Raw genomic sequence first — 23,745 nt, 5'->3', positions numbered from 1 at the left:
AAGCCCCCGATGGCGTCAGGACAGACAACTAGGTCGCCGGCCGAATCGCCTTGATCAACGCCTGCAACGAATACCCCAAACGCGGCGCCAGCGCCTCGGCGCGGGCCGTGAGCGCGCCAAGGTCGAGTTCCTGATCAAGCTCCGAAGGCACCAACAGAATCACATTGCCCTCCTTCACCGGCAGTTCCCAGTAATGCCGGTGATACAACCCACGCAACAAGGCCGCCCCCAGGGGCTTGCCATCGTCGGTGGCCCACTGGTTGATCACCAGCCAGCCGCCGGGGTTGAGTTTTTTCTGACAGTTTTCCAGGAAAGTCCAGGCCAGGTGCCCGACTCCGGGGCCGACATCGGTATACAGGTCGACGAAAATCAGGTCAGCCGATTCAGCGGTCTCCAACAAATCCAGGGCGTCGCCGATGCGGATGTACAACCGCGGATCGTCATCCAACCCCATGAATTCAATGGCCAGGCGCGGCACATCGGGGCGCAGTTCGATGGCTTCGACGTCCTCCAGCGGCAGGAACTTGAGGCAGGCCTGGGTCAACGTACCGGCGCCCAAACCGAGGAACAATGCACTCTCCGGCTGTTCATGGCACAACGCGCCGATCAGCATCGCGCGGGTGTAGTCGTACTCCAGCCAACTCGGATCGGCGGTGAACACGCAGCTTTGCTCGATGGCATCGCCGAACTCGAGAAAACGGTAATCGGCCACTTCGAGCACGCGGATCATGCCGAAATCATCATGGACTTCAGCCAGCAGGCGCTCGACACGCTCCTCGGTCATCACTACTCCTAAAGGGTTTACCGCACGGCAAAGGCGCGATTGTCGGCCAACCGGCAGCAGCAGGTCACGCACTAATTGCTGATAACATTGGCGCCCGACCGTCAATCACCCAATCGAGTTCATGATGAGCCAACCCTGGAGCCCCGACAGCTGGCGCGCCCTGCCGATCCAGCAACAACCCCAGTACCCGGACGCCGCACACCTGTTGCAGGTAGAGCAGAGCCTGGCCAGCTACCCGCCATTGGTGTTTGCCGGGGAAGCGCGCGAGTTGCGCCGTCAGTTTTCCGAGGTAACCCAGGGCCGCGCCTTCCTGCTGCAAGGCGGCGATTGCGCCGAGAGTTTCGTCGAGTTCTCCGCCGCGAAAATCCGCGACACCTTCAAGGTGCTGCTGCAGATGGCGATCGTCATGACTTTCGCCGCCGGCTGCCCGGTGGTGAAAGTCGGGCGCATGGCCGGCCAGTTCGCCAAGCCGCGCTCGGCCAACGATGAGACCATCGACGGCATCACCCTGCCCGCCTACCGTGGCGATATCGTCAACGGCATCGGCTTCGACGAAAAAAGCCGCGTGCCGGACCCGGACCGCCTGCTGCAGTCCTACCATCAGTCCACCGCCACCCTCAACTTGCTGCGTGCCTTTGCCCAGGGCGGCTTTGCCGACTTGCATCAGGTGCACAAGTGGAACCTGGACTTTATCGCCAACTCTGCGCTGGCCGAGAAATACAGCCAACTGGCCGACCGCATCGATGAAACCCTGGCGTTCATGCGCGCCTGCGGCATGGACAGCTCGCCGCAACTGCGCGAAACCAGCTTTTTCACCGCCCACGAAGCGTTGCTGCTCAACTATGAACAAGCCTTCGTGCGCCGCGACAGCCTGACCAATGACTACTACGACTGCTCGGCCCACATGCTGTGGATCGGCGACCGCACCCGTCAGTTGGATGGCGCTCACGTGGAATTCCTGCGCGGGGTGAACAACCCGATCGGCGTCAAGGTCGGCCCGAGCATGAACCCCGATGACCTGATCCGCCTGATCGATATCCTCAACCCGGACAACGACCCCGGCCGCCTCAACTTGATCGCGCGCATGGGCGCCGGCAAGGTCGGCGATCATTTGCCAGACCTGATCCGCGCCGTGCAGCGCGAGGGCAAACAGGTGCTGTGGAGTTCGGACCCGATGCACGGCAACACCATCAAGGCCAGCAGCGGCTACAAGACCCGCGACTTTGCGCAGATCCTCGGTGAAGTGAAGGAGTTCTTCCAGGTACACCAGGCCGAGGGCACCTATGCCGGCGGGATTCATATCGAGATGACCGGGCAGAACGTCACCGAGTGCATCGGCGGCGCGCGACCGATCACCGAAGACGGCTTGTCCGACCGCTACCACACCCATTGCGACCCACGGATGAACGCCGATCAGTCGCTGGAGCTGGCGTTTCTGATTGCCGAGACCTTGAAGCAGGTCAAGCGCTGAGAGACTTGCCGACTGAACTGACGCCCTCGCGGGCAAGCCCGCGATCAGCCCCTAGAAATCAATCTCCAGCCTGATCATCGCCGCCCTTAACCGGGCGGCACTCGGCCTTTGGCAATTGAGCTGGACCTGCTCCAGCCCAAGCCAGCTCGCCATTTGCCGCAGGTTCAGCGCAAGCGCCAGCAGGCCTTCCTCATCCAGCCCCGGTTCTTCTTCGTGTACCGCATGCACCGCCAGGCGCCCGTTGGCGCGTTCGGCACGCAGGTCGATCCGCGCGGCAATCCGCTCGTGATGCAAAAACGGCAGCACGTAGTAGCCATACACCCGCTTGTGTTGCGGGGTGTAGATCTCCAGCCGGTAACGGAAATCAAATAAACGCTCGGTGCGGCTGCGCTCCCAGATCAACGAATCGAAGGGCGACAGCAAGGCGCTGGCTGCCACCTTGCGTGGCACCTTCGGCTCGGGGAGACAGTACGCCGCTTGCTTCCAGCCCTGCACCTGACACGCGAGCAACTGGCCATCCTCGACCAATTCGGCCAAGCGACTGCGGCTATCGGCGGGGTCCAGGCGAAAATAATCGCGCAGGTCTTTTTCGGTGCCCACGCCCAGGGCTGTCGCGCTGTGCAACAGCAGGCCGCGCTGGGCCTCGGCTTCGGTCAGGGGCGCGCGTTGCAGGATGTCGGCGGGGATGACACGTTCGGGTAGATCGTAGAGCCGTTCGAACCCGCGTCGCCCCGCGACGGTGACCAGGCCGGCGGCGAACAGCCATTCCAGCGCATGTTTTTCATCGCTCCAGTCCCACCAGGGGCCGGCGCGCTCTTCACGGGTGGACAAACTGCCCGCGCCCAGCGCGCCCTGTTGTTCGACGGTCTTCAACACACGCTCGATAGTCGCCTGCCGCTCGCGCCCAAAACGCGCCATTTGCGAGTAAATGCCTTGCCCGCGCTGCGCCCGCGCCATGCGCCAACGCATCAACGGGTACAGCGCCATGGGCAGCAATGACGCCTCATGCCCCCAATACTCGAACAACGAACGCCGTCGTCCCTGGCTCCAGGCCGCCTGTTCAAGTATCAACGGGGAATAACTGCCCAGCCGGGAAAACAGCGGCAGGTAATGAGAGCGCACCACCGCGTTGACAGAATCGATCTGCAACACGCCCAGGCGTTCGATCAGGCGGTTAAGGTGCGCAGCCTTGATCAGCGCAGGCGCCTGGCGCCCGGAAAAGCCCTGGGCCGCCAGAGCCATGCGTCGAGCTTGCTTGAGGGAAAATGCCAGGTCGGCGAGCATGTACATCTCCTTGAGTGCGCGCGACCTACCCTACTGCATCCCGCATCATTTTCGCAGCGGGTCTTCCCAGAAATGCCGATGATTTTCGTGCTCCACATCGGCGCGGTTGAGGCCGATGTCCTTGAGCGCATCGTCGCTCATGCTCGCCAGCATCTGGCGCTCGCGGTGCAAGGCCTGCCAACGCGCCAGGGTGTGGAACAGCCCGACTAGCGGCCGTTTAGCCATCAATACAAAACCTTGTTGACCTTTCATCTTCTCGCCCTCCCTTGGGGATGACGGAAGTGTGTGCCCGGCCTTATGATCAATCCAACGAATGTTTTTAATGCAATACATCTCAGAGTTTGATCAATTGTCCAGCTACCCGAGTATCGACACCGATGTGCTGCGCACCTTCGTCGCCATCGCCGACCAAGGCGGTTTTACCCGCGCCGGCGAGCAGGTCAACCGCACGCAATCAGCCGTGAGCATGCAGATGAAGCGCTTGGAAGAAGACGTGCTGCAACGCAAGCTGTTCGAGCGCGATGGCCGGCAGGTGCGGCTGACTCCCGAAGGCCAGGTGTTGCTCGGGTATGCGCGGCGCATCCTCAAACTGCACAGCGAAGTGTTCAACACCCTGCGCGAACCGCACATGGTGGGCCTGGTGCGCATCGGCACGCCGGATGATTATGTGATGCGCTTTCTTCCTGGGATTCTCAAACGGTTTTCCAAGGCTTATCCGCTGATCCAGATCGAGATGCACTGCGAGTCGTCGCAAGTATTAATGCAACGCAGGGATTTGGCCTTGACCGTGATCAGCCGCCAGCCCGGCGATGACATTGGAGAACTGTTGCGCACTGAGCGCCTGGTATGGGCAGCGGCGCAGAGTTTTTGCGTGGATGAGCACCAGGTCGTGCCTTTAGCCGTTTCGGGGACCGATTGCTTCGGTACCCAGTGGATCCAAACGGCATTGGATGCGGCCGGGCTCGACTACCGCCTGGCCTATCACAGCTCCAATTGCGCGGCGATTCAGAGCGTGGTCGGCGCCGGGCTGGCGGTCATGGCCAGCATGGAAAGCCTGGTGACCGAAGACTTGCGGATACTGGGCAGCAACGAAGGCTTTCCGCCATTGCCTTCGATGAACCTGCGCCTGCTACGCAACCCGGCGATGGCGTCGCCCATCACCGAATGCCTGGCCGATTACATCCTCGAAGGCTTCAAACTTTAAAGGTGAGCATCACCGCGCAGAGCACCAGGAAGCCGCAGAACAGGCCGCGCAGCAGACGCTCCGGCAATGCATGGGCGACCTTCACCCCCCAACTGATGCTGAGCAGGCCACCGATGGCCAGGGGGATGCCGATCATCCAGTCGACTTCGTGGTGCCAGGCGTAGGTCACCAGCGTCACACCGGTGCTGGGCAGCGCCAGGGCCAAGGACAAGCCTTGGGCGACGACTTGGGTGGTGCCGAAAATACTTGTCAGCACCGGTGTCGCAACCACCGCGCCGCCGACCCCAAACAAACCGCCCATGGAGCCGGAAGCGGCGCCCAGCACCCCAAGCCATGGCCAGGAGTAACGCATCTGTGCTGTCGGCGGCGCATTGCGGGTGAACATGCGCACCAGGTTGTAGGCCGACAGCGCCACCAGAAAGGCAATAAAACCGATACGCATGGCGCCAGCATCCAGGCCTACTGCCCAGATCGACCCGAGCCAGGCAAAGGTGAAACCCATCACCCCCAGCGGCAACGCATGGCGCAATTCAATCCGGTTGCGCTGGTGATACCGCCACAGCGCAAGCATCACGTTCGGCACCACCATCACCAGCGCGGTGCCCTGGGCGATCTGCTGATCCAGGCCGAACAGCACGCCCAGCACCGGGATGGCGATCAGCCCGCCGCCAATCCCAAACAGCCCGCCCACCGTGCCCAAGGCCGCGCCCAATACCAGGTACATCGCTAAATCCAACACCACGCATCACTCCATAAACCCAGGCCTTGCATGCTACGCAGTCGGCTCTGGCGCGCAAAGGCACAGCAACGCACAATGGCTGTGCCAATCTCGCATAAGCGTTTGCTCATGAACCCCAACACCCTTACCGACCAGTTGAGCCTGTTTCTGGATGTATTGGAGACCGGCAGTTTTTCCGCCGCCGCCCGCCGCCATCCGCTGACGCCCTCGGCGGTGGCGCGGCGTATCGACAGCCTGGAAAGCTCGGTGGGCAGCCGCCTGTTCCAACGCAGCACCCATGCCGTGGTGCCAACGCCCGCCGGCTTGGCGTTCGCCGAGCGCGCGCGGCGGATCGTCAGTGAGTTACAACTGGCGCGCGCCGAAGCGGTTTCCCTGAGCCATGCGCCCGAGGGGTTGATCCGGGTGGACGCACCGGCGGCATTTGGTCGGCGGCACCTGGCGCCGGTGATTGCAGACTTTCTGAAGGTGTACCCCGGCCTGGATGTGCACCTGCATCTGATCGACAGCTTTGTGGACATGCAAGGCGCGCATTTGGGCAAAGTCGATCTGGTGCTACGCGCCGGGCATATCGTCGATACCCGACTGATCGCCACGCCCCTGGCCAGCATCGTACGCATCGCCTGCGCCAGCCCGGCCTACCTGAAAAGCCGTGGCACGCCGACCCATCCCCGCGAGCTGAATGAACACGACGGCCTGGACTGGGATGGCCTGGCGCCGATGTTCGCCTGGCGCTTTGAGCTGGACGGGCGCCGTGCGACGTACCGCCCGCAACGTATCCGCATGAGCGCCAACAACGCCGAGGCCCTGCTTTGCGGCGCGCTGGCCGGTTTGGGTATCGCCCACTTGCCGACCTGGCTGGCCAGCGAGTACCTGGTGCGTGGCGAACTGCTGCCCCTCTTTTGCGAAAATGGCCTGCCCAGCCCGGAAACCACCGGGATCTATGCCCTGCGCCTGGAACAACAGCCCAATGCGCGCAGCCGTTTATTGCTGGAGTACCTCAAATCCCGTTTCAGCCCGGTTCCGCCCTGGGACCTGGCACTGCAAAGCGGCCTGGCCTGACCGTTCGGCCAGAATTATCTGGCGCATTAAACATTTGCCCGCTAGATTCCAGGCCAGACACGTTTTTTAAAGGCCCCGCCATGAGCAAGAACCCTGACCCATGCGAATCCCTGATGCTGAACAATCAGCTGTGTTTCGCCCTGCATTCCACGTCGCTGTTGATGACCAAGGTCTACAAGCCCCTGCTGCAGGCTCTCGGCCTGACCTACCCACAGTACCTGGCCATGATGGTGCTGTGGGAAGAGGACGGTTTGACCGTCGGCGAAATCAGCAGCCGCCTGCTGACCGATCCCGGCTCCCTGACACCTTTGCTTAAACGCCTGGAGGTCGAAGGCCTGCTCAGCCGCACCCGCAGCCGTGAAGACGAACGCGTGGTGGTCGTGGAATTGACCGACGCCGGGCGCGCCTTGCAGGACAAGGCCATGGGCATTCCCCACTGCATCCTCGGCGCCAGCGGGCTGGAGTTGGACCAACTGCGCAAGCTGCAAGGTGAATTGATTGCCCTGCGCAACAACCTGCAAAACGCGCTCTGACAGGCGATAAAGCACGCCAAAAAATGTGGGAGGGGGCTTGCTCCCGATAGCGCTGGGTCAGTGACATAGGGATTGACTGACGCACTGCTATCGGGAGCAAGCCCCCTCCCACACTGGTTTCAGGGGCACAGAAAAAATATTTGTAGATTTATCTTGCGCACTAAACATTAGCGCTATACATTCGCCTCACCAACTACTTAGCGCGCAAATGTTTAGCGCAAAACACCACAAGAGGAAAACCTCATGCAAACGCTCTATACCGCAGTAGCCACCGCCACCGGCGGCCGTGATGGTCGTGCTGTTTCCAGCGATAACATCCTCGACGTCAAGCTTTCCACTCCGAAAGAACTGGGCGGCGCCGGCGGCCAGGCCACCAACCCGGAACAACTGTTCGCCGCCGGTTACTCGGCCTGCTTCATCGGCGCACTGAAATTCGTGGCCAGCCAGACCAAACGCAAAATCCCGGATGACGCCTCGATCACCGCCCACGTGGGCATCGGCCAGATCCCCGGCGGTTTCGGCCTGGATATCGACCTGCACATCAGCCTGCCGGGCCTGGCCCAGGATGATGCGCAAAGCCTGGTCGACGCCGCTCACCAGGTGTGCCCGTACTCCAACGCCACCCGTGGCAACGTCGATGTCCGCCTGCACGTGACCGTCTGATCACCTCTACCGCCCTCAGGAGAAGAACATGAACACTATTGGTAAAGCGCTCACCGGTACCCTGCTCGCCCTGTCCATCAGCAACGCCTTCGCCGCCGGCGGCGATGTCGAGCACAACACCCAGGCTTTTCTGGATGTGTTGAACGCCGGCACGGGCAAGCCGATCGAGCAGCTGACGCCCAAGGACGCCCGCGCGGTGCTGACCGGCGCCCAGGCCGGCGTAAAGCTGACGCTGCCCAAGGCCGATGTGAGCCAGAAGACCATCCAGGTCGATGGCAAGCCACTGGAGCTGACGATCGTGCGTCCGGCCGGGGTCAAGGGCACATTGCCAGTGTTCATGTTCTTCCACGGCGGCGGCTGGGTGCTTGGGGATTACCCGACCCATGAGCGTCTGGTGCGAGATCTGGTGGCGGGTTCGGGGGCGGTGGCGGTGTTTGTCAATTACACACCGTCCCCTGAAGCGCACTACCCGGTGGCGATCAACCAGGCCTACGGCGCAACCAAATGGGTGGCCGAGCATGGCAAAGAGATCAACGTAGACGGCAAGCGCCTCGCGGTAGCGGGCAACAGCGTCGGCGGCAACATGGCAGCCGTGGTCAGCCTGATGGCCAAGAACAAGGGCACGCCGGCCATCAAGTTCCAACTGCTGCTATGGCCGGTGACCGACGCCAACTTCGACACGGGGTCCTACAACCAATACGCCGAAGGGCACTTCCTCACCAGGAACATGATGAAGTGGTTCTGGGACAACTACACCACCGATGCCAAGCAACGCGCCGAGATCTATGCCTCGCCGCTGCGGGCCACCACTGAACAACTCAAGGGCCTGCCGCCCGCGCTGGTGCAGACCGCCGGTGCCGACGTGCTGCGTGATGAAGGTGAAGCCTATGCCCGCCAGCTGGATGCGGCCGGTGTGCCGGTGACCGCGGTGCGCTACAACGGCATGATCCACGACTACGGTTTGCTCAACGTGGTCAGCCAGGTGCCGGCGGTGCGTTCGGCAATGCTGCAAGCCTCGGATGAGCTCAAGCAACACCTGAAGTAAAACCTGCGCTCATAAAAAACCCGACTCATGGTCGGGTTTTTTGCTTCGTACGGCAGGGCCAGAATTACTTCTTGGCGCGACCTTTGTACGAACCGCCTTCGCGGGTGTCGATCTCGATGTCATCACCGATTTCGATAAAATCTGCAACTTGCAGTTCGGTACCGTTTTTCAGTTTGGCTGGTTTCATCACCTTGCCAGAAGTGTCGCCGCGAGCGGAACCTTCGGTGTAGTCAACGGTACGAACGATAGTGGTCGGCAGTTCTACGGAAACCAAGCGCTCTTCGAAGAAGATGGCTTCGCAGACGTCGGTCATGCCTTCTTCCACGAACGGCAGAACGGCTTCGATGTCTTCAGCGTTCAGCTCGTACATGGTGTAGTCGGTGGTGTCCATGAACGTGTAGGTGTCGCCGCTGATGAACGACAGGGTCGCTTCTTTACGGTCGAGGATCACGTCGTCCAGTTTGTCATCGGCGCTGTAGACGATCTCGGTTTTGTAACCGGTCAGCAGGTTCTTCAGCTTGGTCTTCATGATTGCGCTGTTACGACCAGACTTGGTGAACTCAGCTTTCTGAACCAGCCAAGGGTCGTTTTCAAGACGGATCACTGTACCGGGTTTCAGTTCTTTACCAGTTTTCATTGCATATATCCGAAATTTGGATGGGATTTACAAAATTCAAGGTGGCGTATCATATCCAACTTTCATAAAACTGTACCAGCGCCGTTGCAAGATCGGCCTGCAAGGCCTGTTCCAGAGGCCACGTTTGGGCGTGCCGACTCACTTGCGGCCAGTGCTCCAGCAGCATTTTCCACGGCTGCACCATATCGCCTTCGGTGTTCCAGGCTTGCCAGAGCGCAACCAGTGCAGCCTTGGCGGCCGGCGATAACGCCGCGGTGTACAACGCAAGAAAAGCATCGAGCTTGTCGAGATGGATGTCTTCGTCCTGGCGATAGATATGCCACAGCAACGGCCGCCCGGCCCACTGGGCGCGCACGAACGAGTCTTCACCGCGCACGGCATTGAAGTCGCAGCACCACAGCAAGCGGTCATATTGCTCCTGGCGCACGAACGGCAGCACCTGCACGGTCAGGCCGTCGCGTTGATGCACATCCCCCGCCGCCAGCCGCTCTACACCGAGCCAACGTTGTACGTCGCCGAGGATGCGCCCCTCCGGCACCAATAGATGAGTGGCATGCCCGTCCGTCGACAAGACGTCCAGCCAACCGGCCAGGCCGGCGTTTTCGTAGGCAAACAGGGAAAACAACCGCGCACCGGCTGCCGGAAATACACCCAACCCCTGCAAGAATTGTCGCTGTGCTGTGGCATCCGCCTGAAATGCCTGACGTTGCTCAAGCAACCCCGCCTCACGCAACAGACCACCGGTACCGGCGCGGAAGCCAGGGAAAAAGAAGTACTTCTGCACCCCCTTGAACTTCACCGACGGCAGGCGATGACAGCCCACCACCCAGTCCTCGGCGCTCAGGTAATCCAGATTCATCCACAACGGCGTGCGCTCACGCTCGGCCATGGCTTCCATATAGTCAGGCGGTAACTGGCAGGCGAACGCGGCAATCACCACGTCGGCCGCCGGCGTTGCCGACCATTCGGCCGGCCAGTGGCGTACTTCGACGCCGTCTTGCCATTGTTGGGCCGACTGCACGTCAATGTCGGGGCACATGCGCTCAAAGGCGCGCAGGTCATCGACCCACAAGCACACGGCACAGCCGTGCTCCGCCACCAATTGCCGGGCCAGGCGCCAGGTCACGCCGATGTCGCCGTAGTTATCGACAACGCTGCAAAAAATATCCCAGCGGGCTTTCATTCCGGGCTCCAACACTCAAAGGCTCGATTGTCCGCATAAAAGCGCCGATGCAGAAGGCTTGATCGCGATTATTCTGCACAGTGGCTGTGCGACAATCGCGGCCACGCCGTCAATGCCTGCCAGGAGGCCATCATGTCCGAACGTCCGTTGTCGCTGTTCAAGCTCAGTGCTGCCGTGGCTTTTGGCCTGTGGCTGGGGTTTATCGCTATTGTGCTGACCGCCTGGCTGGCATCGCGCTACCTGTTCCCACACAGCCTGGCCCCCGTCGCCCAAGCGGTTCAGCAGTTGGGCAAACCGGCCGCTGCTGCGCCGGAGCCGCCCAACCGCATGTTTGAGCAGTACCAACAGAACCTGCAAAAGCAGGAACAGCAGCAAACCCTGGACCAGGTACGTAACAATGCGCGCAACCTGTCCAACCCCAAATGCCAGTTCTGGCTGCAACAGGACCAGAACGCCCCGAATGAAAAAAGCCGGGCGAATGTCCTGCAATTCTGCGATTGATGACCCATTACCCCATGAATAAACACGCCGTTCTCCAACTGATCCTGGAAAAACTCAACGTCGACCTGGAGACCGCCCAACGTGCGGCCCAAACCGCCTACGAAACCGCGACCCACGAAGAAAACATCGCGGAAAACAAATACGACACCCTGGGGTTGGAGGCTTCTTATCTGGCGGCCGGACAGGCCAAGCGGGTCGAAGAGATCCGGCAGTCGCTGGCGCTGTGCCAGAACCTTCAGTTGCGCGCATACGATGATCAGCGCGGGATCGAACTCGGTGCGCTAGTGGGTCTGGAGGATGAGAACGGGCGCCAGCAATGGCTGTTCCTGGCACCCGATGCAGCGGGGTTGAAGGTGGATGTGGTCGGGCAACCGGTAACCGTCATCACGGCGCGCTCCCCCTTGGGCAAAAACCTGCTGGGCAAGCGCATCGATGATGAGGTGGAGATTCTGGTGGCGGGCGCCCAGCAACACTTCACTGTCACCGAGGCCCGCTGACGCCGTTAGTGGACAGGCAGTTCTACGCCGTCAAACAGCTCTTCCAGTTCCTGTTTGTTATGGCACTGAATCGCCTTGGCCATGACTTCACGGGTCAGGTGCGGCGCGAATTTTTCGATGAAATCGCACATGAAGCCACGCAGGAAGGTGCCACGACGGAAGCCGATCTTGGTCACGCTGGACTCGAACAACTCGCTGGCATCGAGCACCACCAGGTCTTTGTCGAGGTTGGTGTCGACCGCCATCTTGGCGACGATCCCCACGCCCAGGCCCAGGCGCACGTAAGTCTTGATCACATCGGCGTCGGCGGCGGTGAACACCACTTTAGGCGTAAGGCCGCGATGGCTGAAGGCTTCGTCGAGCTTTGAACGCCCGGTAAAACCAAAAACGTAGGTGACGATCGGGTATTCAGCCAGGGCTTCCAGGGTCAGCTTCGGCAGCTTGGCCAATGGGTGGCCCTGGGGGACGACCACGCAGCGGTTCCAGCGGTAGCACGGCATCATGACCAGGTCGCCAAACAGCTCGAGGGCTTCGGTGGCGATGGCGAAATCCACGGTGCCATCAGCGGCCATCTCGGCAATCTGCATCGGCGAACCCTGGTGCATGTGCAGGGCCACGTCGGGGTATTGCTTGATGAAATCGCGGATCACCGGCGGCAATGCATACCGTGCCTGGGTGTGCGTGGTGGCGATCGACAGGGTGCCCTTTTTCTCGTTGGAGAACTCCTGGGCGATCTGCTTGATGCTTTCGACTTTACGCAGGATCTCGCCGGCGGTGGTGATGATGCGCTCACCGGCCGGGGTGACACGGGTCAGGTGCTTGCCGCTGCGCGCGAACACTTCGACGCCCAACTCATCTTCGAGCAGGCGGATCTGCTTGCTGATACCGGGTTGCGAGGTGTAAAGGCTTTGAGCGGTAGCGGAAACGTTGAGGTCGTGGTGCGCCACTTCCCAGATGTAGCGCAGTTGTTGGAGCTTCATATGTGTCCCTCAAAGCAGATAGACGCCACGGGTATCAGCGACGGTATATAACTATATTAAAGGTCAGACAGATAAATCTAGAACTTTTTTATCGTTTTCACCCTTCACACGTCATCACTGCGTCGACGTTGTAACGACGGCACCAGGTAAACCGGCACCGTAGACAGCTGCAACACACGTGCAGCGGTGCGCCCAAGGGGCGTGGCGGCTGGCGTTGCATCGCTGTGACTTCCTACGATCAACAAGTCGACGGAAAGTTTGCGCAGTTGGTCGAGAATCACCTCGCATGGGTCCCCCTGGATCACCCGTACCGAGCGGATCAACTGCAGGTCCTGCCCGCCCTCTCCCAATTCCTCGCGGAAACTGTCGAGCACCCGTTGCTCGATAGTCGCCAATACTGTGGTCATCCCCTGGCTCTGCCACTCAATCAAGGCCTTTTCATCCAGGTAACTTTGCAACACCGACTCAGCGAACAGCCCGATTGGCTCGACCACGTGGATCACATACAGGTCCGCCTTGAACGTTCGCGCCAGCGCCAGTGCATGCTGCATCACATACGGGGCATACAGACCGAGGTCCGTGGCATACAGCATCGAACGAATCATAAAACCTCCTGGACTGCCAGGCTGGAGGAGATTGAATGAGCTTAGCAGCGCCCTCAGGGCTCGGCCTGAATCCTCACTTCGTTACTGATGCCATGGGGCACATGCCCGGTGGCCACCACTTCCCTGGCTTTTTCGCAGTGACCGGCCTGGTCGTCGAAAAACACATCGGCGGCAAACGCTTCCAGAAACGCGGATTTCTCCAGCCCACCGAGAAACAACGACTCGTCCAAACGGATATCCCACTCACGCAGTGTGCGAATCACGCGCTCGTGAGACGGCGCCGAGCGGGCGGTAACCAGCGCCGTGCGGATCGGGCAGGCATCGTCTGGAAACTCGCGCTGCAACAAGTTGAGCGCCGCCAGGAACCCCTTGAAGGGGCCGCCATGCAAGGGCTGTCGGGCCGATTCGCGCTCGCTGGCCTGGAACGCCGCCAAGCCGCCGGCCTGGTAGACACGCTCGGACTCATCGGAAAACAACACCGCGTCACCGTCAAAGGCGATGCGCAACTCTTCACTGCAAGCACGACGCGCGCCGCCGGACAAAATGGTCGCGGCGGCGAAGCCGGCGTCCAGGGCACTGCGCACATCTTCAGCATGGGTCGAAAGAAACAGGTGGCAACCAAATGCCGCCAAATAAGGATAAGGACTACGCCCGCCTACGAAAGCGGCGCGGGAAATATCCAGGCCGTAATGCTGGATCGAGTTGAACACACGCAGGCCGGTGTCTGCGCTGTTACGCGACACCAACACCACCTCGACCCGGGCGCGCCCCAGGCTGGCGTTGAGGCTCAGCAGTTTCTTGACCAGCGGGAAGGCATCGCCGGGTTCGAGGATTTCCTCCTCGTGCTCGATCTGGTATTTGCGGTACGCCTCCACCCCTTGGGCCAGGTAGACCTTGTGGCTGTCGCTCAGGTCGAACAGTGCCCGCGACGAAATCGCCAGCACCAGTTTGTCGCCCAATCCCGTTGCCATGACGCTTCCCCCCGACTCAGCGGTTGTGCCGATCAATAAAACTCAAGGCCTGGTACAGCGCCTGTATGCGCGGCAACTCGCAACCGGCGGCCTTCGCGGCCGCCAGAGGTCGAGCATAGATTGCCGCCAGCTCCAACGGGCGTTTGTGCACGTGATCGTGGTACATGCTCGGCAGGTAATCCTCCATGCTCTCGGTCATGGTGAACATCTGCTCGGCGTAACTCTGGGGAATATCATGGCCGCAGGCATGGGCGCCCTGCACCACTTCGGTCATCAGCGCCTGGATCAACGCGCGGCTGGACTCGTCCGCCATCATCGCGGTGGTGCCGCTGCCCAACAATACCGAGAGACCGTTATAAGGCACGTTCCACACCAGTTTGTGCCAGCGCGCCTGATGCACATTGGCCATGGCCTGGGATTCGATGCCGGCTGTATGAAACAACGCAGCGCCGGCTTCGACAATGGCCTTCTGGCGGGCCTCATCGTTGGCCGCCGTGCCGCTGTGGTAGCCCAGATTGACGCGCCCCAGCGCCTGGTGCTCGACCACACCCGGGCCCGAGCGGTGCACACCGATGTAGCACAGGCCACCGAGCAGATGCAGCGACGCCGGCAGGTGCTCACGCAGGCTGTCTTCCACATCCAGGCCGTTCTGCAGCAAGATCACTTTGGCGTCGGGAGCCGCGACCTGAGCAATGGTCGGCGCCAGGTCGACATTGCCCGTGGATTTGGTGCCCACCAGCAACCAGTCGCACGGCGGCATGTCGGCGGCCTGGGCGTAGGCCTGCACCGGGTGCAGGTGCAATTCGCCGTGCAGCGTGCTGTTCAGGCGCAAGCCGTGCTCGTTGACTTGGGCGTACTCGCTGCGCAACAGGAAGTGCACATCGAACCCGGCGCGCGCCAGCATCACACCGTAGAAACCACCGATGGCGCCGGTACCGATGATGCCGATGCGCGGGGATTGAGTGGTCATGGCAAGTCCTCTGGTGTGCGGGTAAGCGCTTGATTGATCGCGTCGGTAAGGTCGGCAGACGTAAGGCGGGCCTGTAGCTGTCCGAGGAATTGACCCTCGCACACCACGAACAACGCGGGCAAATGAAAGATTTGGTAACGCTCGACCGCGCCGCCGTTGTGCCCGGCATCCACCCAGCACACGCGGTCTACCGGCAGTTGCCAGCCGGGTAATTGCTGGCGCGCCCAACGGCAACTGGAACAGCCCACACTGGTGAACACCACCAGCGAAATGCCTGGCAATCCCAGCAATTGCTGGTCAATATCCAGGTCGGTCAATTCCTGTTCCTTCACTATACTGCTGCTGCCGCCGTCAACTGGACGGTGCTCGGAGTCCGTGTACATGGGTCGTTTTTTACCTCACCCTGATGATGTCGCCGCACTGTTGATCCAACGTCCTTCCCCCGCCCTTCCCCGCCAACGCCTGCACACTATCGGCCTGGGCGGCATCGCCTGCAATTGCCCACGTGCCTGGCGCCAGGGCACAGCGGTGGATCTGCATATCCCGTCCCTGGGCGCCACTGCGCGTTATCCGGGCTACGTGGCGTGGTGCCGCAAGGTCGAAAGCGGCTACCGCGTCGGTATTTCATTTACCGATGAACATGCGTTGTTCGGTGCGCGAATGGGTGAGCAAGCATGCCGGATGGAACGCTACTGCCGCCAGCACGAAGATGCCGAGCCAACCCCCGCGCAAGTCGAAGCCTTGGCCCGCGAGTGGGTGTCGCGCCATGCCGGCGAGTTCTCCCATGAGGCATTTGTGCGGCCGGCACTGGATTAAAGCGGGCTTTGCCCATTGTCGCGGCCCCGTGTTACGCGCTAAGGTTCCTCCCCCCTGCATCCAAATCATGCTGTGCTCCGCCGCACGGGGATGGCTGGCGGCCGGCACCCGTGACCCTGACGAGTAACACGATGGCTGATTTACCGATCAATGACCTAAACGTCGAATCCAACGAGACCCTGATCACACCTGATCAGCTCAAGCGCGAAATTCCTTTGAGCGAGGCTGCCCTGCAGACCGTCACCAAAGGCCGCGAAGTCATCCGTGAGATTCTTGACGGCACCGACCACCGCCTCTTCGTCGTCATCGGCCCTTGCTCGATCCACGACCTCAAGGCCGCCCACGAATACGCCGAGCGCCTCAAGGTGCTGGCGGCGGAAGTGTCCGACACCCTGTACCTGGTGATGCGCGTCTATTTCGAGAAGCCGCGTACCACTGTCGGTTGGAAAGGCTTGATCAACGACCCGTACCTGGACGACTCGTTCAAGATCCAGGACGGTTTGCACATCGGTCGCAAATTGCTGCTGGACCTGGCCGAGATGGGGCTCCCCACCGCCACCGAAGCGCTGGACCCGATTTCTCCGCAATACCTGCAGGACCTGATCAGTTGGTCGGCCATCGGCGCGCGCACCACCGAATCCCAGACCCACCGCGAAATGGCGTCCGGCCTGTCCTCGGCCGTCGGCTTCAAGAACGGCACCGACGGCGGCCTGACCGTGGCGATCAACGCGCTGCAATCGGTCTCCAGCCCTCACCGTTTCCTGGGTATCAACCAGGAAGGTGGCGTCTCCATCGTCACCACCAAGGGCAATGCCTATGGTCACGTGGTGCTGCGCGGCGGCAACGGCAAGCCAAATTATGACTCCGTCAGCGTTGCCCTGTGCGAACAGGCGCTGAACAAGGCCAAGATCAAGCCAAACATTATGGTCGATTGCAGTCACGCCAACTCCAACAAGGACCCGGCCCTGCAACCACTGGTGATGGAAAACGTCGCCAACCAGATCCTGGAAGGCAACCAGTCAATCATCGGCCTGATGGTCGAGAGCCACCTGAACTGGGGTTGCCAGGCCATTCCAAAGGACTTGGCCGACTTGCAGTACGGCGTGTCGATTACCGATGCCTGCATCGATTGGGCCGCCACCGAAAACACCCTGCGCAGCATGCACGCCAAGCTCAAGGACGTATTGCCCAAACGCAAACGCACCTGAATTGCGCACACAAAAACGCCGGGCTAAGCCCGGCGTTTTTGTGTGCGCAGTTTATTCCTTACAGCTTCGCGGCATGGCGCTGATGGCGCTCCATGTAGCGTTCGACATAGGAACAGGATGGAATCACCGTGTAGCCTGCCTCTTCGGCAAACTTCAAGGCCTCTTCGGTCAATGCCGCCGCGATGCCACGGCCCCGCAGTGCGTTGGGCACGAAGGTCCGATAGATATCCAGGGTCTGCTTCCCGAGGTCCATATAGGTCAGATAGGCACGATGACCGTCCACATTGGTCTCGAACTGATGACCAGCCTGGTCATGGTGGATGGACAACGCCTCGCTCATCACTACTCCTCGCGGGTCTTGGTTTCTGACCCCTACCTTACCGATGTTTTTCCGGCGAAGGAACATCTACGCCACCCCGTGCCGGTTTCGACAACGAGAAAACCTTTAGCGCTCACAACCAGCACGTAGGGAATAGTAGGCACCAATCCTGCGATTGCTCAAGGCGCACTCGTCATCCCCTGCCGCTGGTGGATAAAGAAAGAGCCCCCGACCCATCTGTGATCGAAAGCCTGAACATTGCCGGCAGTTGAACCTTGAGACGAACAGGCGCTCTTAAAGTCACCTCTACATGCGTGAAAGATACGCGACCCGGCAACACCCAACTGAACGAAAGTGTCGGCGCAGATATATAAAATTTCATCTATTCACGCGGCTCAACACATGCGGGCCGGCCCTTTCAGCCTGGGTAGCGTTTGCCTCCAATGAAAAAAATTGGACACTTTTTATACAAATCCCCAAAAGGTTAGCCAAAATAGATTCGCCGCGAGAATTTTTTTTGCTTCTTGCGCTACGTCAGTTTACTTACTACAAGTAATGGGTAGTATGTACGCCGGCTATTAGCTCACTCTGAGAAAGTAGCCATTTAATAGAAAGTCCTTGAAGGGGAACACGATGAACAACGTTCTGAAATTCTCTGCTCTGGCTCTGGCCGCAGTTCTGGCTACCGGTTGCAGCAGCGTCTCCAAAGAAACCGAAGCTCGTCTGACTGCAACTGAAGACGCAGCAGCTCGCTCCCAGGCCCGTGCAGACGAAGCCTATCGTAAAGCTGATGAAGCTCTGGCTGCTGCTCAAAAAGCACAACAGACTGCTGACGAAGCTAACGAGCGCGCTCTGCGCATGCTTGAAAAAGCTAGCCGCAAGTAATAATCCCTCGGGGTTGTTATCAAGCCGATCCATTTATGGGTCGGCTTTTTTATTGCCTGAATGCATGAAGGGCTTGCTCCCGATAGCAGTGTAGCCGCCAGCACATCAGGTACTGACCGACCGCTATCGGGAGCAAGCCCCCTCAAACATGGTTGTTCGCTCGGGTTTATTGCTGCAGATCGATCGGCATGCTCGAGGCTATAGGCGCTGCACCCGGCACCCCGATTTCGGTGGGCAAACCATCTTCCGCCGCCACCACATCACGCACTTGGTCCCAATTGACCCGCAGGTTATTGGCCAGGTCTTCACGCTTGAGCAAAGCGTTGATCACCGCCGTGTGCTTGTCGACCACCGACGGCGTGCCATCGTCGTTCAACGGCGTATGCGCCTCCAGATAGACCTTGCCGCCGCTGCTGCCGAACTTGTACGCATCGTTGATGATGCGCACCGAAGTGCCCACCGGCACCATGCCGGCCATCTCCAGCACGTTGTTGTTGAACATGCGGAAGCAACCATGGCTGGTACGCGTGCCGATGCCGAACTTCATGTTGGAACCGTGAATCAGGTAACCCGGCGTGCCCAGGGTGAACTTGAACGGCCCCAAGGGGTTGTCCGGGCCGGCCGGTACCACATTGGGCAGCGGGTCGCCGTTGGCGGCGTGTTCTGCCTTGATCGAGGCGGGCGGCGTCCAGGTCGGGTTCGGCGTCTTGGCGATGATGCTGGTATGGGCAATCGGCGACCCCCAGCCCTCACGACCAATCCCCAGCGGGAAGGTGTAGACCACGTTCTGGCCCTTGGGGAAATAATAGAGCCGATATTCCGCCAGGTTGATCACGATGCCCTCACGCGGCCCCGGTGGCAGGATGAAGCGTGTCGGCAACACGACCTCGGTGCCCGCCCCCGGCAACCAGGCATCGACCCCCGGGTTGGCGGCAACCATCTCCGAATACCCCAAGTCGTAAGTGGTGCCCAGGTCGGCAAAGGTGTCTTCGTACTTGGCCTTGATCACCTGCACTTGCCCGACGATGTCTTCACCCGGCGGCGGCAAAGGCAACTGCAAAGCGGATGCAGAACCGGCCGCACAAAGTGCAGCAAGAGACAGGCAGCAGGTAACGACGGAAAGGCGCGACAACATCCGGAAAATCCTTCGCAGAACGACGGGTAGGTAAAAATCGATTGTATACGTGAAGCGAGCTTGTAGCTGCAAGCGTGTAGAAGCTACTAGAGTTCGAAACGCAGCTCCGGCCAGATTGGCGGCGTGCCACGCTTTTGGGACTCCAGGATCGCGCGGCACAAGGGGCACAGGCGCTGGTCCTGAAAGATCGAACGGTCGACCACCGACCAGCGTGGTTGCGCCGGCAATAACGTGCCGCACAGCGTGCGATCAATGGAGCCGCCCAATTCCAACTGTCGCGTCACCAAATGCACCCGCACTTCCTGGCAGGCGAACAGATCCAGCTGCTCGTCAGGCTCGATCAGTTGGTAGTTAAACAAGGACCAGGCAGGACGCGACATCAGGGGCTCCAGATCGGGGGGGCGCCACCTTAGCCGAAAGCCTGCCGGTAGAAAAGCGTCACAGCAGGGGTTTTAGCGTCGGCCAGACATTTTCCAGCAACTTGCCTTGCGCGGCGACCGCCGGGTGCAGCCCATCAGCCTGCATCAGCTCCGGATGGCCACCAATGCCTTCAAGGAAAAACGGCACCAACGGCACCTTTTTCTGCTCCGCCACGTCACTGAATACCTTGGCGAAAGAATCGACATAACGTTTACCGTAATTGGGCGGAATCTGCATGCCCAGCAGCAACACCTTCGCGCCGCTGTCCTGGGACTTCTGGATCATCGAAGCAAGATTTTGTTGCAATTGCGCCGGCGGCTGTCCGCGCAGGCCATCGTTGCCACCCAACTCGATAACCACCACGTCCGGCTTATGCTCTGCAAGCGCCGCGGGCAGCCGTGCCAGGCCTCCGGCGCTGGTATCACCGCTGATGGAGGCGTTGACCACTTTATCGTCGAAACCCTCCTTCTTGAGCCGTTGCTCCAGCAAGGCAACCCAACCTTTGCTGGTATCCAGGCCGAAACCGGCACTGATACTATCGCCAACGATCAGGACTGTACCCGCCGCTGCGTTCTGGGCCATGCACATCAAGGCCAGGCCAGCACTCAAAAACCACATTCGCATCGGATTCTCCATGGGCGCAAGCATTCTCATCGCGCGGGACCTTAGCAAAGTGGTTCCCAGCGCGGAAGGTGAACTGACTATCCTGCACGAACTGAGCCTGGAACTGAACACAGGCGATAGCCTGGCTATTGTCGGCAGCTCCGGCTCAGGCAAATCCACCCTCCTCGGCCTGCTGGCCGGCCTCGACCTGCCAAGCAGCGGCGAGGTCATCCTGGCCGGGCAAGCCCTCAGCACACTCGACGAAGACCAACGGGCGCGCATCCGCGCCGAACACGTAGGCTTTGTGTTCCAGTCGTTCCAGTTGCTCGACAGCCTCAATGCATTGGAAAACGTCATGCTGCCGCTGGAACTGGACGGCCGCAAAGACGCCCGCGAGCGCGCCAAACATCTGCTGGAACGCGTAGGCCTGGGCCAGCGCCTGACCCATTCGCCGCGCCAATTGTCTGGTGGCGAACAACAGCGGGTAGCGATTGCCCGTGCGTTTGCCGCCGAACCAGACGTGCTGTTTGCCGATGAACCCACCGGCAACCTCGACAGCCACACCGGAGAGCGCATCAGCGACTTGTTGTTCGAACTCAATAAAGAGAGTGGCACGACCCTGGTGCTGGTCACCCATGACGAGCGCCTGGCCCACCGCTGCCGACGTCTCATCCGCCTTGAAGCCGGCCTGATGGTCGCACCCCTGGAGCCTTGATGGCACGTTTGCCGCTGTTGCGCCTGTTCAGCCTTGCCATGCGCCAATTACTGCGCGACGCTCGCGCGGGCGAATTGCGTGTGTTGTTTTTCGCCCTGCTGGTAGCGGTAGCCGCCAGTACCGCCATCGGTTACTTCGGCGCGCGCCTCAATAGCGCCATGCTGTTACGCGCCACCGAGTTCCTGGGCGCCGACCTGGTGCTTGAAGGCAGCTCGCCGGCCCGCCACGAACAAATCAAATCCGGCACCGAACTGGGCCTGAACCATGCTCGCGTGGTGGAGTTTTCCAGCGTCATTGCCACCGACAACGGCATCCAGCTGTCCAGCATCAAGGCCGTCAACGAGCAGTATCCGCTGCGTGGCGAGCTCAAGAGCGCCGCGGCCCCCTTCGCGGATGAAACGGCGGGGGGCGGCCCGAAACCCGGCGAAGCCTGGGTGGAGGCTCGGTTGCTGACAGCGCTCGAACTCAAGGTGGGCGACAGTATCGATGTGGGCATGAAAACCCTGCGCCTGGCCCGTGTGCTGACCTATGAACCCGATCGCGCCGGCAATTTCTATAGCCTCACGCCTCGGGTAATGATCAACCTGGCGGACCTTGACGCCACGGGCGTGGTCCAGCCCGGCAGCCGCGTCAGTTATCGCGAGTTATGGCGCGGGCCGCAAGACAGCACCGCACTGCAAACCTATCGTGACCTGATCAAACCCGGCCTTGCGGCCAATCAGCGCCTGCAGGATTCACGGGACGGCAACCAGCAGATCGGCGGCGCCCTCGGCAAGGCCGAACGCTACCTGAACATGGCCAGCCTGGTGGCGGTGCTGTTGGCCGGTGTGGCTGTGGCCTTGTCCGCCAACCGCTTCGCCACCCGACGCTTCGACGCCAGCGCACTGTTGCGCTGCCTGGGTTTGTCGCGACGTGAAGCCATGATGCTGTTCAGCCTGCAACTGACTGTGCTGGGCCTGTTGGCGAGCCTGGCCGGCGCCCTGCTCGGCTGGCTTGCGCAGTTTGGCCTGTTCTACTTCCTGCACGACTTGTTGCCAGCCGATGTCCCACCTGGCGGCCTGTTACCGGCCGTTGCCGGGGTCGGCACCGGGCTGGTCGCGCTCGCTGGTTTCGCGCTGCCGCCGCTGGCCGCGCTGGGTCGCGTGCCACCGCTGCGGGTATTGCGACGCGACTTGCTGCCTATTCCGTCCAGCACGTGGATGGTCTACGGCGCCGCGCTGTTTGCCCTGGGCCTGATCATGTGGCGCCTGAGTCTCGACTTGGTGTTGACCTTCGCCCTGCTGGGCGGTGGCGTGGTGGCTGCATTGGTGCTGGGCGGCTTGCTCCTGCTGTTGTTGCAAAGCCTGCGGCGCCTGTTGGCTCGAGCATCCCTGCCCTGGCGCCTGGGCCTGGGCCAGTTGCTGCGCCACCCCCTCGCGGCGGCAGGCCAGTCCCTGGCGTTTGGCTTGATCCTGCTATCCATGGGCCTGATCGCCCTGCTGCGTGGCGAATTACTCGACACCTGGCAAAACCAGTTGCCCAAGGACGCACCCAACTATTTCGCCCTGAATATCCTGCCGGCCGACAAGGACGCCTTTGGCGCCCGCCTGCTTGAAGTCCAGGCGCAATCCGCGCCGTTGTACCCCGTAGTACCAGGGCGACTGATCAGCATCAATGGCGAACCGGTGCAAGAGATTGTCAGCAAGGACTCCAGCGGTGACCGCGCGGTACAACGCGACCTGAGCCTGACCTGGGCCGCCGACCTACCGCCCGGCAACGCCCTGACCGCGGGCTCGTGGTGGTCGCAGCAACCCACCGATGACATTCCCGGCGTCTCGGTGGAGGCCAAGGTCGCGCAAAGCCTCAAGCTCAAGCTCAACGACCACTTGGTGTTCACGGTGGCGGGGGAAAACCGCGAAGCTCGGGTGACCAGCCTTCGCACCATCAACTGGGATAACTTCCAGCCCAACTTCTTTATGATTTTTCAGCCGGGCACCTTGAAAAATCTGCCCGCCACCTACCTGACCAGTTTTTACCTGGCGCCGGGTCATGACCAGCAGATCGTCGACCTGTCGCGGGCCTTCCCCGCAGTGACCATCCTGCAGGTCGAAGCCCTGCTGGAGCAATTGCGCAGCATCCTCGCCCAAGTAACCTTGGCGGTGGAATATGTGCTGTTGTTCGTACTGGCAGCCGGGATGGCGGTGTTGTTCTCAGGCTTGCAGGCCACACTGGATGAACGCATCCGCCAGGGCGCGCTGCTGCGAGCGCTGGGCGCGGAACGCGCGCTACTGGTGAAGGCCCGACGCATCGAGTTCGGCTTGCTGGGCGCGGTAAGTGGTTTGCTGGCGGCATTGGGCACCGAGCTGGTGACCTGGGTGCTCTACCGCTACGCCTTCGACCTGGCCTGGCACCCGCACCCGTGGCTGTTGCTGCTGCCGGTGATCGGCGCCGTACTAATCGGCGCCGCCGGGGTATTCGGCACACGTCGCGCGCTGAATGCCAGCCCACTGACGGTATTGCGCGAAGGCTGAAAAGTTGA

Annotated in this window: 28 protein-coding genes; 13 read left to right on the top strand and 15 right to left on the bottom strand. The window is 60.9% G+C overall.

Annotated elements, in window-relative coordinates:
• Positions 1–28 precede the first annotated feature (28 nt).
• The gene (locus tag KSS96_RS09105; protein WP_017529371.1) at positions 29–784 is read right to left on the bottom strand and encodes a spermidine synthase; all 756 of its coding nucleotides are present in this window, start codon (positions 782–784) and stop codon (positions 29–31) included.
• 124 nt (positions 785–908) lie between these two features.
• On the opposite strand from KSS96_RS09105, the gene KSS96_RS09100 reads away from it, so the two are divergent.
• A complete protein-coding gene (locus KSS96_RS09100; RefSeq protein ID WP_017529372.1) occupies positions 909–2,255 on the top strand; it encodes a class II 3-deoxy-7-phosphoheptulonate synthase in 1,347 nt (448 codons plus the stop codon).
• Positions 2,256–2,306: 51 nt separating this feature from the next.
• On the opposite strand, the gene KSS96_RS09095 is transcribed toward KSS96_RS09100, so the two are convergent.
• Both KSS96_RS09095 and KSS96_RS09090 read right to left on the bottom strand, forming a co-directional pair.
• Entirely contained in the window at positions 2,307–3,539 is a 1,233-nt protein-coding gene (locus KSS96_RS09095; protein ID WP_017529373.1) for a winged helix-turn-helix domain-containing protein, read from the bottom strand.
• Between the two features lie 45 nt (positions 3,540–3,584).
• A complete protein-coding gene (locus tag KSS96_RS09090) occupies positions 3,585–3,791 on the bottom strand; it encodes a DUF1127 domain-containing protein (RefSeq protein WP_026067384.1) in 207 nt (68 codons plus the stop codon).
• A gap of 70 nt (positions 3,792–3,861) precedes the next feature.
• Between KSS96_RS09090 and KSS96_RS09085 the strand changes: the two genes are divergently transcribed.
• Positions 3,862–4,743 (top strand): LysR family transcriptional regulator, encoded by an 882-nt coding sequence (locus KSS96_RS09085; RefSeq protein WP_017529375.1) that lies wholly within the window; start codon positions 3,862–3,864, stop codon positions 4,741–4,743.
• Here KSS96_RS09085 and KSS96_RS09080 read toward each other — a convergent pair.
• Positions 4,733–5,482 (bottom strand): sulfite exporter TauE/SafE family protein, encoded by a 750-nt coding sequence (locus tag KSS96_RS09080; protein WP_026067386.1) that lies wholly within the window; start codon positions 5,480–5,482, stop codon positions 4,733–4,735. The genes KSS96_RS09085 and KSS96_RS09080 overlap by 11 nt on opposite strands.
• 108 nt (positions 5,483–5,590) lie before the next feature.
• On the opposite strand from KSS96_RS09080, the gene KSS96_RS09075 reads away from it, so the two are divergent.
• From KSS96_RS09075 to KSS96_RS09060, 4 genes are all read left to right on the top strand, one after another.
• Entirely contained in the window at positions 5,591–6,541 is a 951-nt protein-coding gene (locus KSS96_RS09075) for a LysR family transcriptional regulator (protein WP_026067387.1), read from the top strand.
• An 80-nt stretch (positions 6,542–6,621) separates the two neighbouring features.
• Positions 6,622–7,074, top strand: a complete 453-nt coding sequence (locus KSS96_RS09070) for a MarR family winged helix-turn-helix transcriptional regulator (RefSeq protein WP_017529378.1) — start codon at positions 6,622–6,624, stop codon at positions 7,072–7,074.
• Positions 7,075–7,317: 243 nt separating this feature from the next.
• On the top strand, positions 7,318–7,737 hold the full coding sequence (locus KSS96_RS09065) for an organic hydroperoxide resistance protein (RefSeq protein WP_010176159.1): 420 nt from the start codon (positions 7,318–7,320) through the stop codon (positions 7,735–7,737).
• Between the two features lie 28 nt (positions 7,738–7,765).
• Positions 7,766–8,782, top strand: coding sequence for an alpha/beta hydrolase (locus tag KSS96_RS09060; protein ID WP_065876589.1), 1,017 nt, complete (start codon positions 7,766–7,768; stop codon positions 8,780–8,782).
• A gap of 64 nt (positions 8,783–8,846) precedes the next feature.
• Here KSS96_RS09060 and KSS96_RS09055 read toward each other — a convergent pair whose 3' ends face one another.
• Both KSS96_RS09055 and earP read right to left on the bottom strand, forming a co-directional pair.
• Positions 8,847–9,419, bottom strand: coding sequence for an elongation factor P (locus KSS96_RS09055; RefSeq protein WP_065876590.1), 573 nt, complete (start codon positions 9,417–9,419; stop codon positions 8,847–8,849).
• 49 nt (positions 9,420–9,468) lie between these two features.
• Positions 9,469–10,602, bottom strand: coding sequence for an elongation factor P maturation arginine rhamnosyltransferase EarP (gene earP / locus KSS96_RS09050; RefSeq protein WP_017529381.1), 1,134 nt, complete (start codon positions 10,600–10,602; stop codon positions 9,469–9,471).
• A gap of 132 nt (positions 10,603–10,734) precedes the next feature.
• Between earP and KSS96_RS09045 the strand changes: the two genes are divergently transcribed.
• Together KSS96_RS09045 and KSS96_RS09040 are read left to right on the top strand one after the other, a co-directional pair.
• On the top strand, positions 10,735–11,103 hold the full coding sequence (locus KSS96_RS09045) for a hypothetical protein (protein WP_017529382.1): 369 nt from the start codon (positions 10,735–10,737) through the stop codon (positions 11,101–11,103).
• Positions 11,104–11,117: 14 nt separating this feature from the next.
• Positions 11,118–11,600, top strand: a complete 483-nt coding sequence (locus KSS96_RS09040; RefSeq protein ID WP_065876592.1) for a GreA/GreB family elongation factor — start codon at positions 11,118–11,120, stop codon at positions 11,598–11,600.
• 5 nt (positions 11,601–11,605) lie between these two features.
• Here KSS96_RS09040 and cysB read toward each other — a convergent pair whose 3' ends face one another.
• The 5 genes from cysB to KSS96_RS09015 form a co-directional block, all read right to left on the bottom strand.
• Entirely contained in the window at positions 11,606–12,580 is a 975-nt protein-coding gene (gene cysB / locus KSS96_RS09035) for an HTH-type transcriptional regulator CysB (protein WP_003189876.1), read from the bottom strand.
• Positions 12,581–12,684: 104 nt separating this feature from the next.
• Entirely contained in the window at positions 12,685–13,185 is a 501-nt protein-coding gene (locus tag KSS96_RS09030; protein WP_017529384.1) for a universal stress protein, read from the bottom strand.
• A 53-nt stretch (positions 13,186–13,238) separates the two neighbouring features.
• A complete protein-coding gene (locus KSS96_RS09025) occupies positions 13,239–14,156 on the bottom strand; it encodes a 5'-nucleotidase (protein ID WP_065876594.1) in 918 nt (305 codons plus the stop codon).
• A 16-nt stretch (positions 14,157–14,172) separates the two neighbouring features.
• A complete protein-coding gene (locus KSS96_RS09020; RefSeq protein ID WP_065876595.1) occupies positions 14,173–15,126 on the bottom strand; it encodes a putative 2-dehydropantoate 2-reductase in 954 nt (317 codons plus the stop codon).
• Positions 15,123–15,509: a YbbN family protein gene (locus tag KSS96_RS09015; RefSeq protein ID WP_017529387.1), complete on the bottom strand. Its 387-nt coding sequence runs from the start codon at positions 15,507–15,509 to the stop codon at positions 15,123–15,125. The genes KSS96_RS09020 and KSS96_RS09015 overlap by 4 nt, the downstream gene beginning before the upstream one ends.
• Between KSS96_RS09015 and KSS96_RS09010 the strand changes: the two genes are divergently transcribed.
• Both KSS96_RS09010 and KSS96_RS09005 read left to right on the top strand, forming a co-directional pair.
• A complete protein-coding gene (locus tag KSS96_RS09010) occupies positions 15,508–15,942 on the top strand; it encodes a PilZ domain-containing protein (RefSeq protein ID WP_065876596.1) in 435 nt (144 codons plus the stop codon). The genes KSS96_RS09015 and KSS96_RS09010 overlap by 2 nt on opposite strands.
• Before the next feature lie 131 nt (positions 15,943–16,073).
• Positions 16,074–17,150, top strand: a complete 1,077-nt coding sequence (locus tag KSS96_RS09005) for a 3-deoxy-7-phosphoheptulonate synthase (protein ID WP_065876597.1) — start codon at positions 16,074–16,076, stop codon at positions 17,148–17,150.
• A 58-nt stretch (positions 17,151–17,208) separates the two neighbouring features.
• On the opposite strand, the gene KSS96_RS09000 is transcribed toward KSS96_RS09005, so the two are convergent.
• The gene (locus tag KSS96_RS09000) at positions 17,209–17,490 is read right to left on the bottom strand and encodes a GNAT family N-acetyltransferase (RefSeq protein ID WP_003189869.1); all 282 of its coding nucleotides are present in this window, start codon (positions 17,488–17,490) and stop codon (positions 17,209–17,211) included.
• Between the two features lie 612 nt (positions 17,491–18,102).
• Here KSS96_RS09000 and oprI point away from each other — a divergent pair.
• Positions 18,103–18,354 carry an outer membrane lipoprotei OprI gene (gene oprI / locus KSS96_RS08995; RefSeq protein ID WP_003172710.1) on the top strand — a complete coding sequence of 84 codons (252 nt, stop codon included), beginning with the start codon at positions 18,103–18,105 and terminating at the stop codon, positions 18,352–18,354.
• Between the two features lie 166 nt (positions 18,355–18,520).
• On the opposite strand, the gene KSS96_RS08990 is transcribed toward oprI, so the two are convergent.
• From KSS96_RS08990 to KSS96_RS08980, 3 genes are all read right to left on the bottom strand, one after another.
• Complete coding sequence (locus KSS96_RS08990) at positions 18,521–19,489, bottom strand: L,D-transpeptidase family protein (protein WP_135196765.1); 969 nt, start codon at positions 19,487–19,489, stop codon at positions 18,521–18,523.
• 86 nt (positions 19,490–19,575) lie between these two features.
• Positions 19,576–19,869: a hypothetical protein gene (locus KSS96_RS08985; RefSeq protein WP_017529391.1), complete on the bottom strand. Its 294-nt coding sequence runs from the start codon at positions 19,867–19,869 to the stop codon at positions 19,576–19,578.
• 58 nt (positions 19,870–19,927) lie between these two features.
• Complete coding sequence (locus KSS96_RS08980; protein ID WP_017529392.1) at positions 19,928–20,533, bottom strand: arylesterase; 606 nt, start codon at positions 20,531–20,533, stop codon at positions 19,928–19,930.
• 10 nt (positions 20,534–20,543) lie between these two features.
• Here KSS96_RS08980 and KSS96_RS08975 point away from each other — a divergent pair, with 10 nt between their 5' ends.
• A complete protein-coding gene (locus tag KSS96_RS08975) occupies positions 20,544–21,227 on the top strand; it encodes an ABC transporter ATP-binding protein (protein WP_017529393.1) in 684 nt (227 codons plus the stop codon).
• On the top strand, positions 21,227–23,737 hold the full coding sequence (locus KSS96_RS08970; protein WP_065876599.1) for an ABC transporter permease: 2,511 nt from the start codon (positions 21,227–21,229) through the stop codon (positions 23,735–23,737). The genes KSS96_RS08975 and KSS96_RS08970 overlap by 1 nt, the downstream gene beginning before the upstream one ends.
• The last annotated feature ends 8 nt before the right edge of the window (positions 23,738–23,745 follow it).

Origin of the sequence: Pseudomonas asgharzadehiana, assembly GCF_019139815.1 — a bacterium.
Lineage (GTDB): Bacteria > Pseudomonadota > Gammaproteobacteria > Pseudomonadales > Pseudomonadaceae > Aquipseudomonas > Aquipseudomonas asgharzadehiana.
The sequence above is the reverse complement of the archived record's forward strand: the minus strand, read 5'-3'. Positions and strand labels throughout refer to the sequence as shown.

What these genes read in the sequence shown, in the direction of transcription:
- KSS96_RS09075 (WP_026067387.1), top strand. Translation starts at nt 5,591, where the DNA reads ATGAACCCCAACACCCTTACCGACCAGTTGAGCCTGTTTCTGGATGTA.
- KSS96_RS09030 (WP_017529384.1), bottom strand. Translation starts at nt 13,185, where the DNA reads ATGATTCGTTCGATGCTGTATGCCACGGACCTCGGTCTGTATGCCCCG.
- KSS96_RS09065 (WP_010176159.1), top strand. Translation starts at nt 7,318, where the DNA reads ATGCAAACGCTCTATACCGCAGTAGCCACCGCCACCGGCGGCCGTGAT.
- KSS96_RS09010 (WP_065876596.1), top strand. Translation starts at nt 15,508, where the DNA reads ATGGGTCGTTTTTTACCTCACCCTGATGATGTCGCCGCACTGTTGATC.
- KSS96_RS08990 (WP_135196765.1), bottom strand. Translation starts at nt 19,489, where the DNA reads ATGTTGTCGCGCCTTTCCGTCGTTACCTGCTGCCTGTCTCTTGCTGCA.
- KSS96_RS09090 (WP_026067384.1), bottom strand. Translation starts at nt 3,791, where the DNA reads ATGAAAGGTCAACAAGGTTTTGTATTGATGGCTAAACGGCCGCTAGTC.
- KSS96_RS08985 (WP_017529391.1), bottom strand. Translation starts at nt 19,869, where the DNA reads ATGTCGCGTCCTGCCTGGTCCTTGTTTAACTACCAACTGATCGAGCCT.
- KSS96_RS09085 (WP_017529375.1), top strand. Translation starts at nt 3,862, where the DNA reads ATGCAATACATCTCAGAGTTTGATCAATTGTCCAGCTACCCGAGTATC.
- cysB (WP_003189876.1), bottom strand. Translation starts at nt 12,580, where the DNA reads ATGAAGCTCCAACAACTGCGCTACATCTGGGAAGTGGCGCACCACGAC.
- KSS96_RS09045 (WP_017529382.1), top strand. Translation starts at nt 10,735, where the DNA reads ATGTCCGAACGTCCGTTGTCGCTGTTCAAGCTCAGTGCTGCCGTGGCT.
- KSS96_RS09095 (WP_017529373.1), bottom strand. Translation starts at nt 3,539, where the DNA reads ATGCTCGCCGACCTGGCATTTTCCCTCAAGCAAGCTCGACGCATGGCT.
- KSS96_RS09100 (WP_017529372.1), top strand. Translation starts at nt 909, where the DNA reads ATGAGCCAACCCTGGAGCCCCGACAGCTGGCGCGCCCTGCCGATCCAG.
- KSS96_RS09105 (WP_017529371.1), bottom strand. Translation starts at nt 784, where the DNA reads ATGACCGAGGAGCGTGTCGAGCGCCTGCTGGCTGAAGTCCATGATGAT.
- KSS96_RS09055 (WP_065876590.1), bottom strand. Translation starts at nt 9,419, where the DNA reads ATGAAAACTGGTAAAGAACTGAAACCCGGTACAGTGATCCGTCTTGAA.
- KSS96_RS09015 (WP_017529387.1), bottom strand. Translation starts at nt 15,509, where the DNA reads ATGTACACGGACTCCGAGCACCGTCCAGTTGACGGCGGCAGCAGCAGT.
- oprI (WP_003172710.1), top strand. Translation starts at nt 18,103, where the DNA reads ATGAACAACGTTCTGAAATTCTCTGCTCTGGCTCTGGCCGCAGTTCTG.
- KSS96_RS08975 (WP_017529393.1), top strand. Translation starts at nt 20,544, where the DNA reads ATGGGCGCAAGCATTCTCATCGCGCGGGACCTTAGCAAAGTGGTTCCC.
- KSS96_RS09020 (WP_065876595.1), bottom strand. Translation starts at nt 15,126, where the DNA reads ATGACCACTCAATCCCCGCGCATCGGCATCATCGGTACCGGCGCCATC.
- KSS96_RS09000 (WP_003189869.1), bottom strand. Translation starts at nt 17,490, where the DNA reads ATGAGCGAGGCGTTGTCCATCCACCATGACCAGGCTGGTCATCAGTTC.
- KSS96_RS09060 (WP_065876589.1), top strand. Translation starts at nt 7,766, where the DNA reads ATGAACACTATTGGTAAAGCGCTCACCGGTACCCTGCTCGCCCTGTCC.
- KSS96_RS09040 (WP_065876592.1), top strand. Translation starts at nt 11,118, where the DNA reads ATGAATAAACACGCCGTTCTCCAACTGATCCTGGAAAAACTCAACGTC.
- KSS96_RS09070 (WP_017529378.1), top strand. Translation starts at nt 6,622, where the DNA reads ATGAGCAAGAACCCTGACCCATGCGAATCCCTGATGCTGAACAATCAG.
- KSS96_RS08970 (WP_065876599.1), top strand. Translation starts at nt 21,227, where the DNA reads ATGGCACGTTTGCCGCTGTTGCGCCTGTTCAGCCTTGCCATGCGCCAA.
- earP (WP_017529381.1), bottom strand. Translation starts at nt 10,602, where the DNA reads ATGAAAGCCCGCTGGGATATTTTTTGCAGCGTTGTCGATAACTACGGC.
- KSS96_RS09025 (WP_065876594.1), bottom strand. Translation starts at nt 14,156, where the DNA reads ATGGCAACGGGATTGGGCGACAAACTGGTGCTGGCGATTTCGTCGCGG.
- KSS96_RS09005 (WP_065876597.1), top strand. Translation starts at nt 16,074, where the DNA reads ATGGCTGATTTACCGATCAATGACCTAAACGTCGAATCCAACGAGACC.
- KSS96_RS08980 (WP_017529392.1), bottom strand. Translation starts at nt 20,533, where the DNA reads ATGCGAATGTGGTTTTTGAGTGCTGGCCTGGCCTTGATGTGCATGGCC.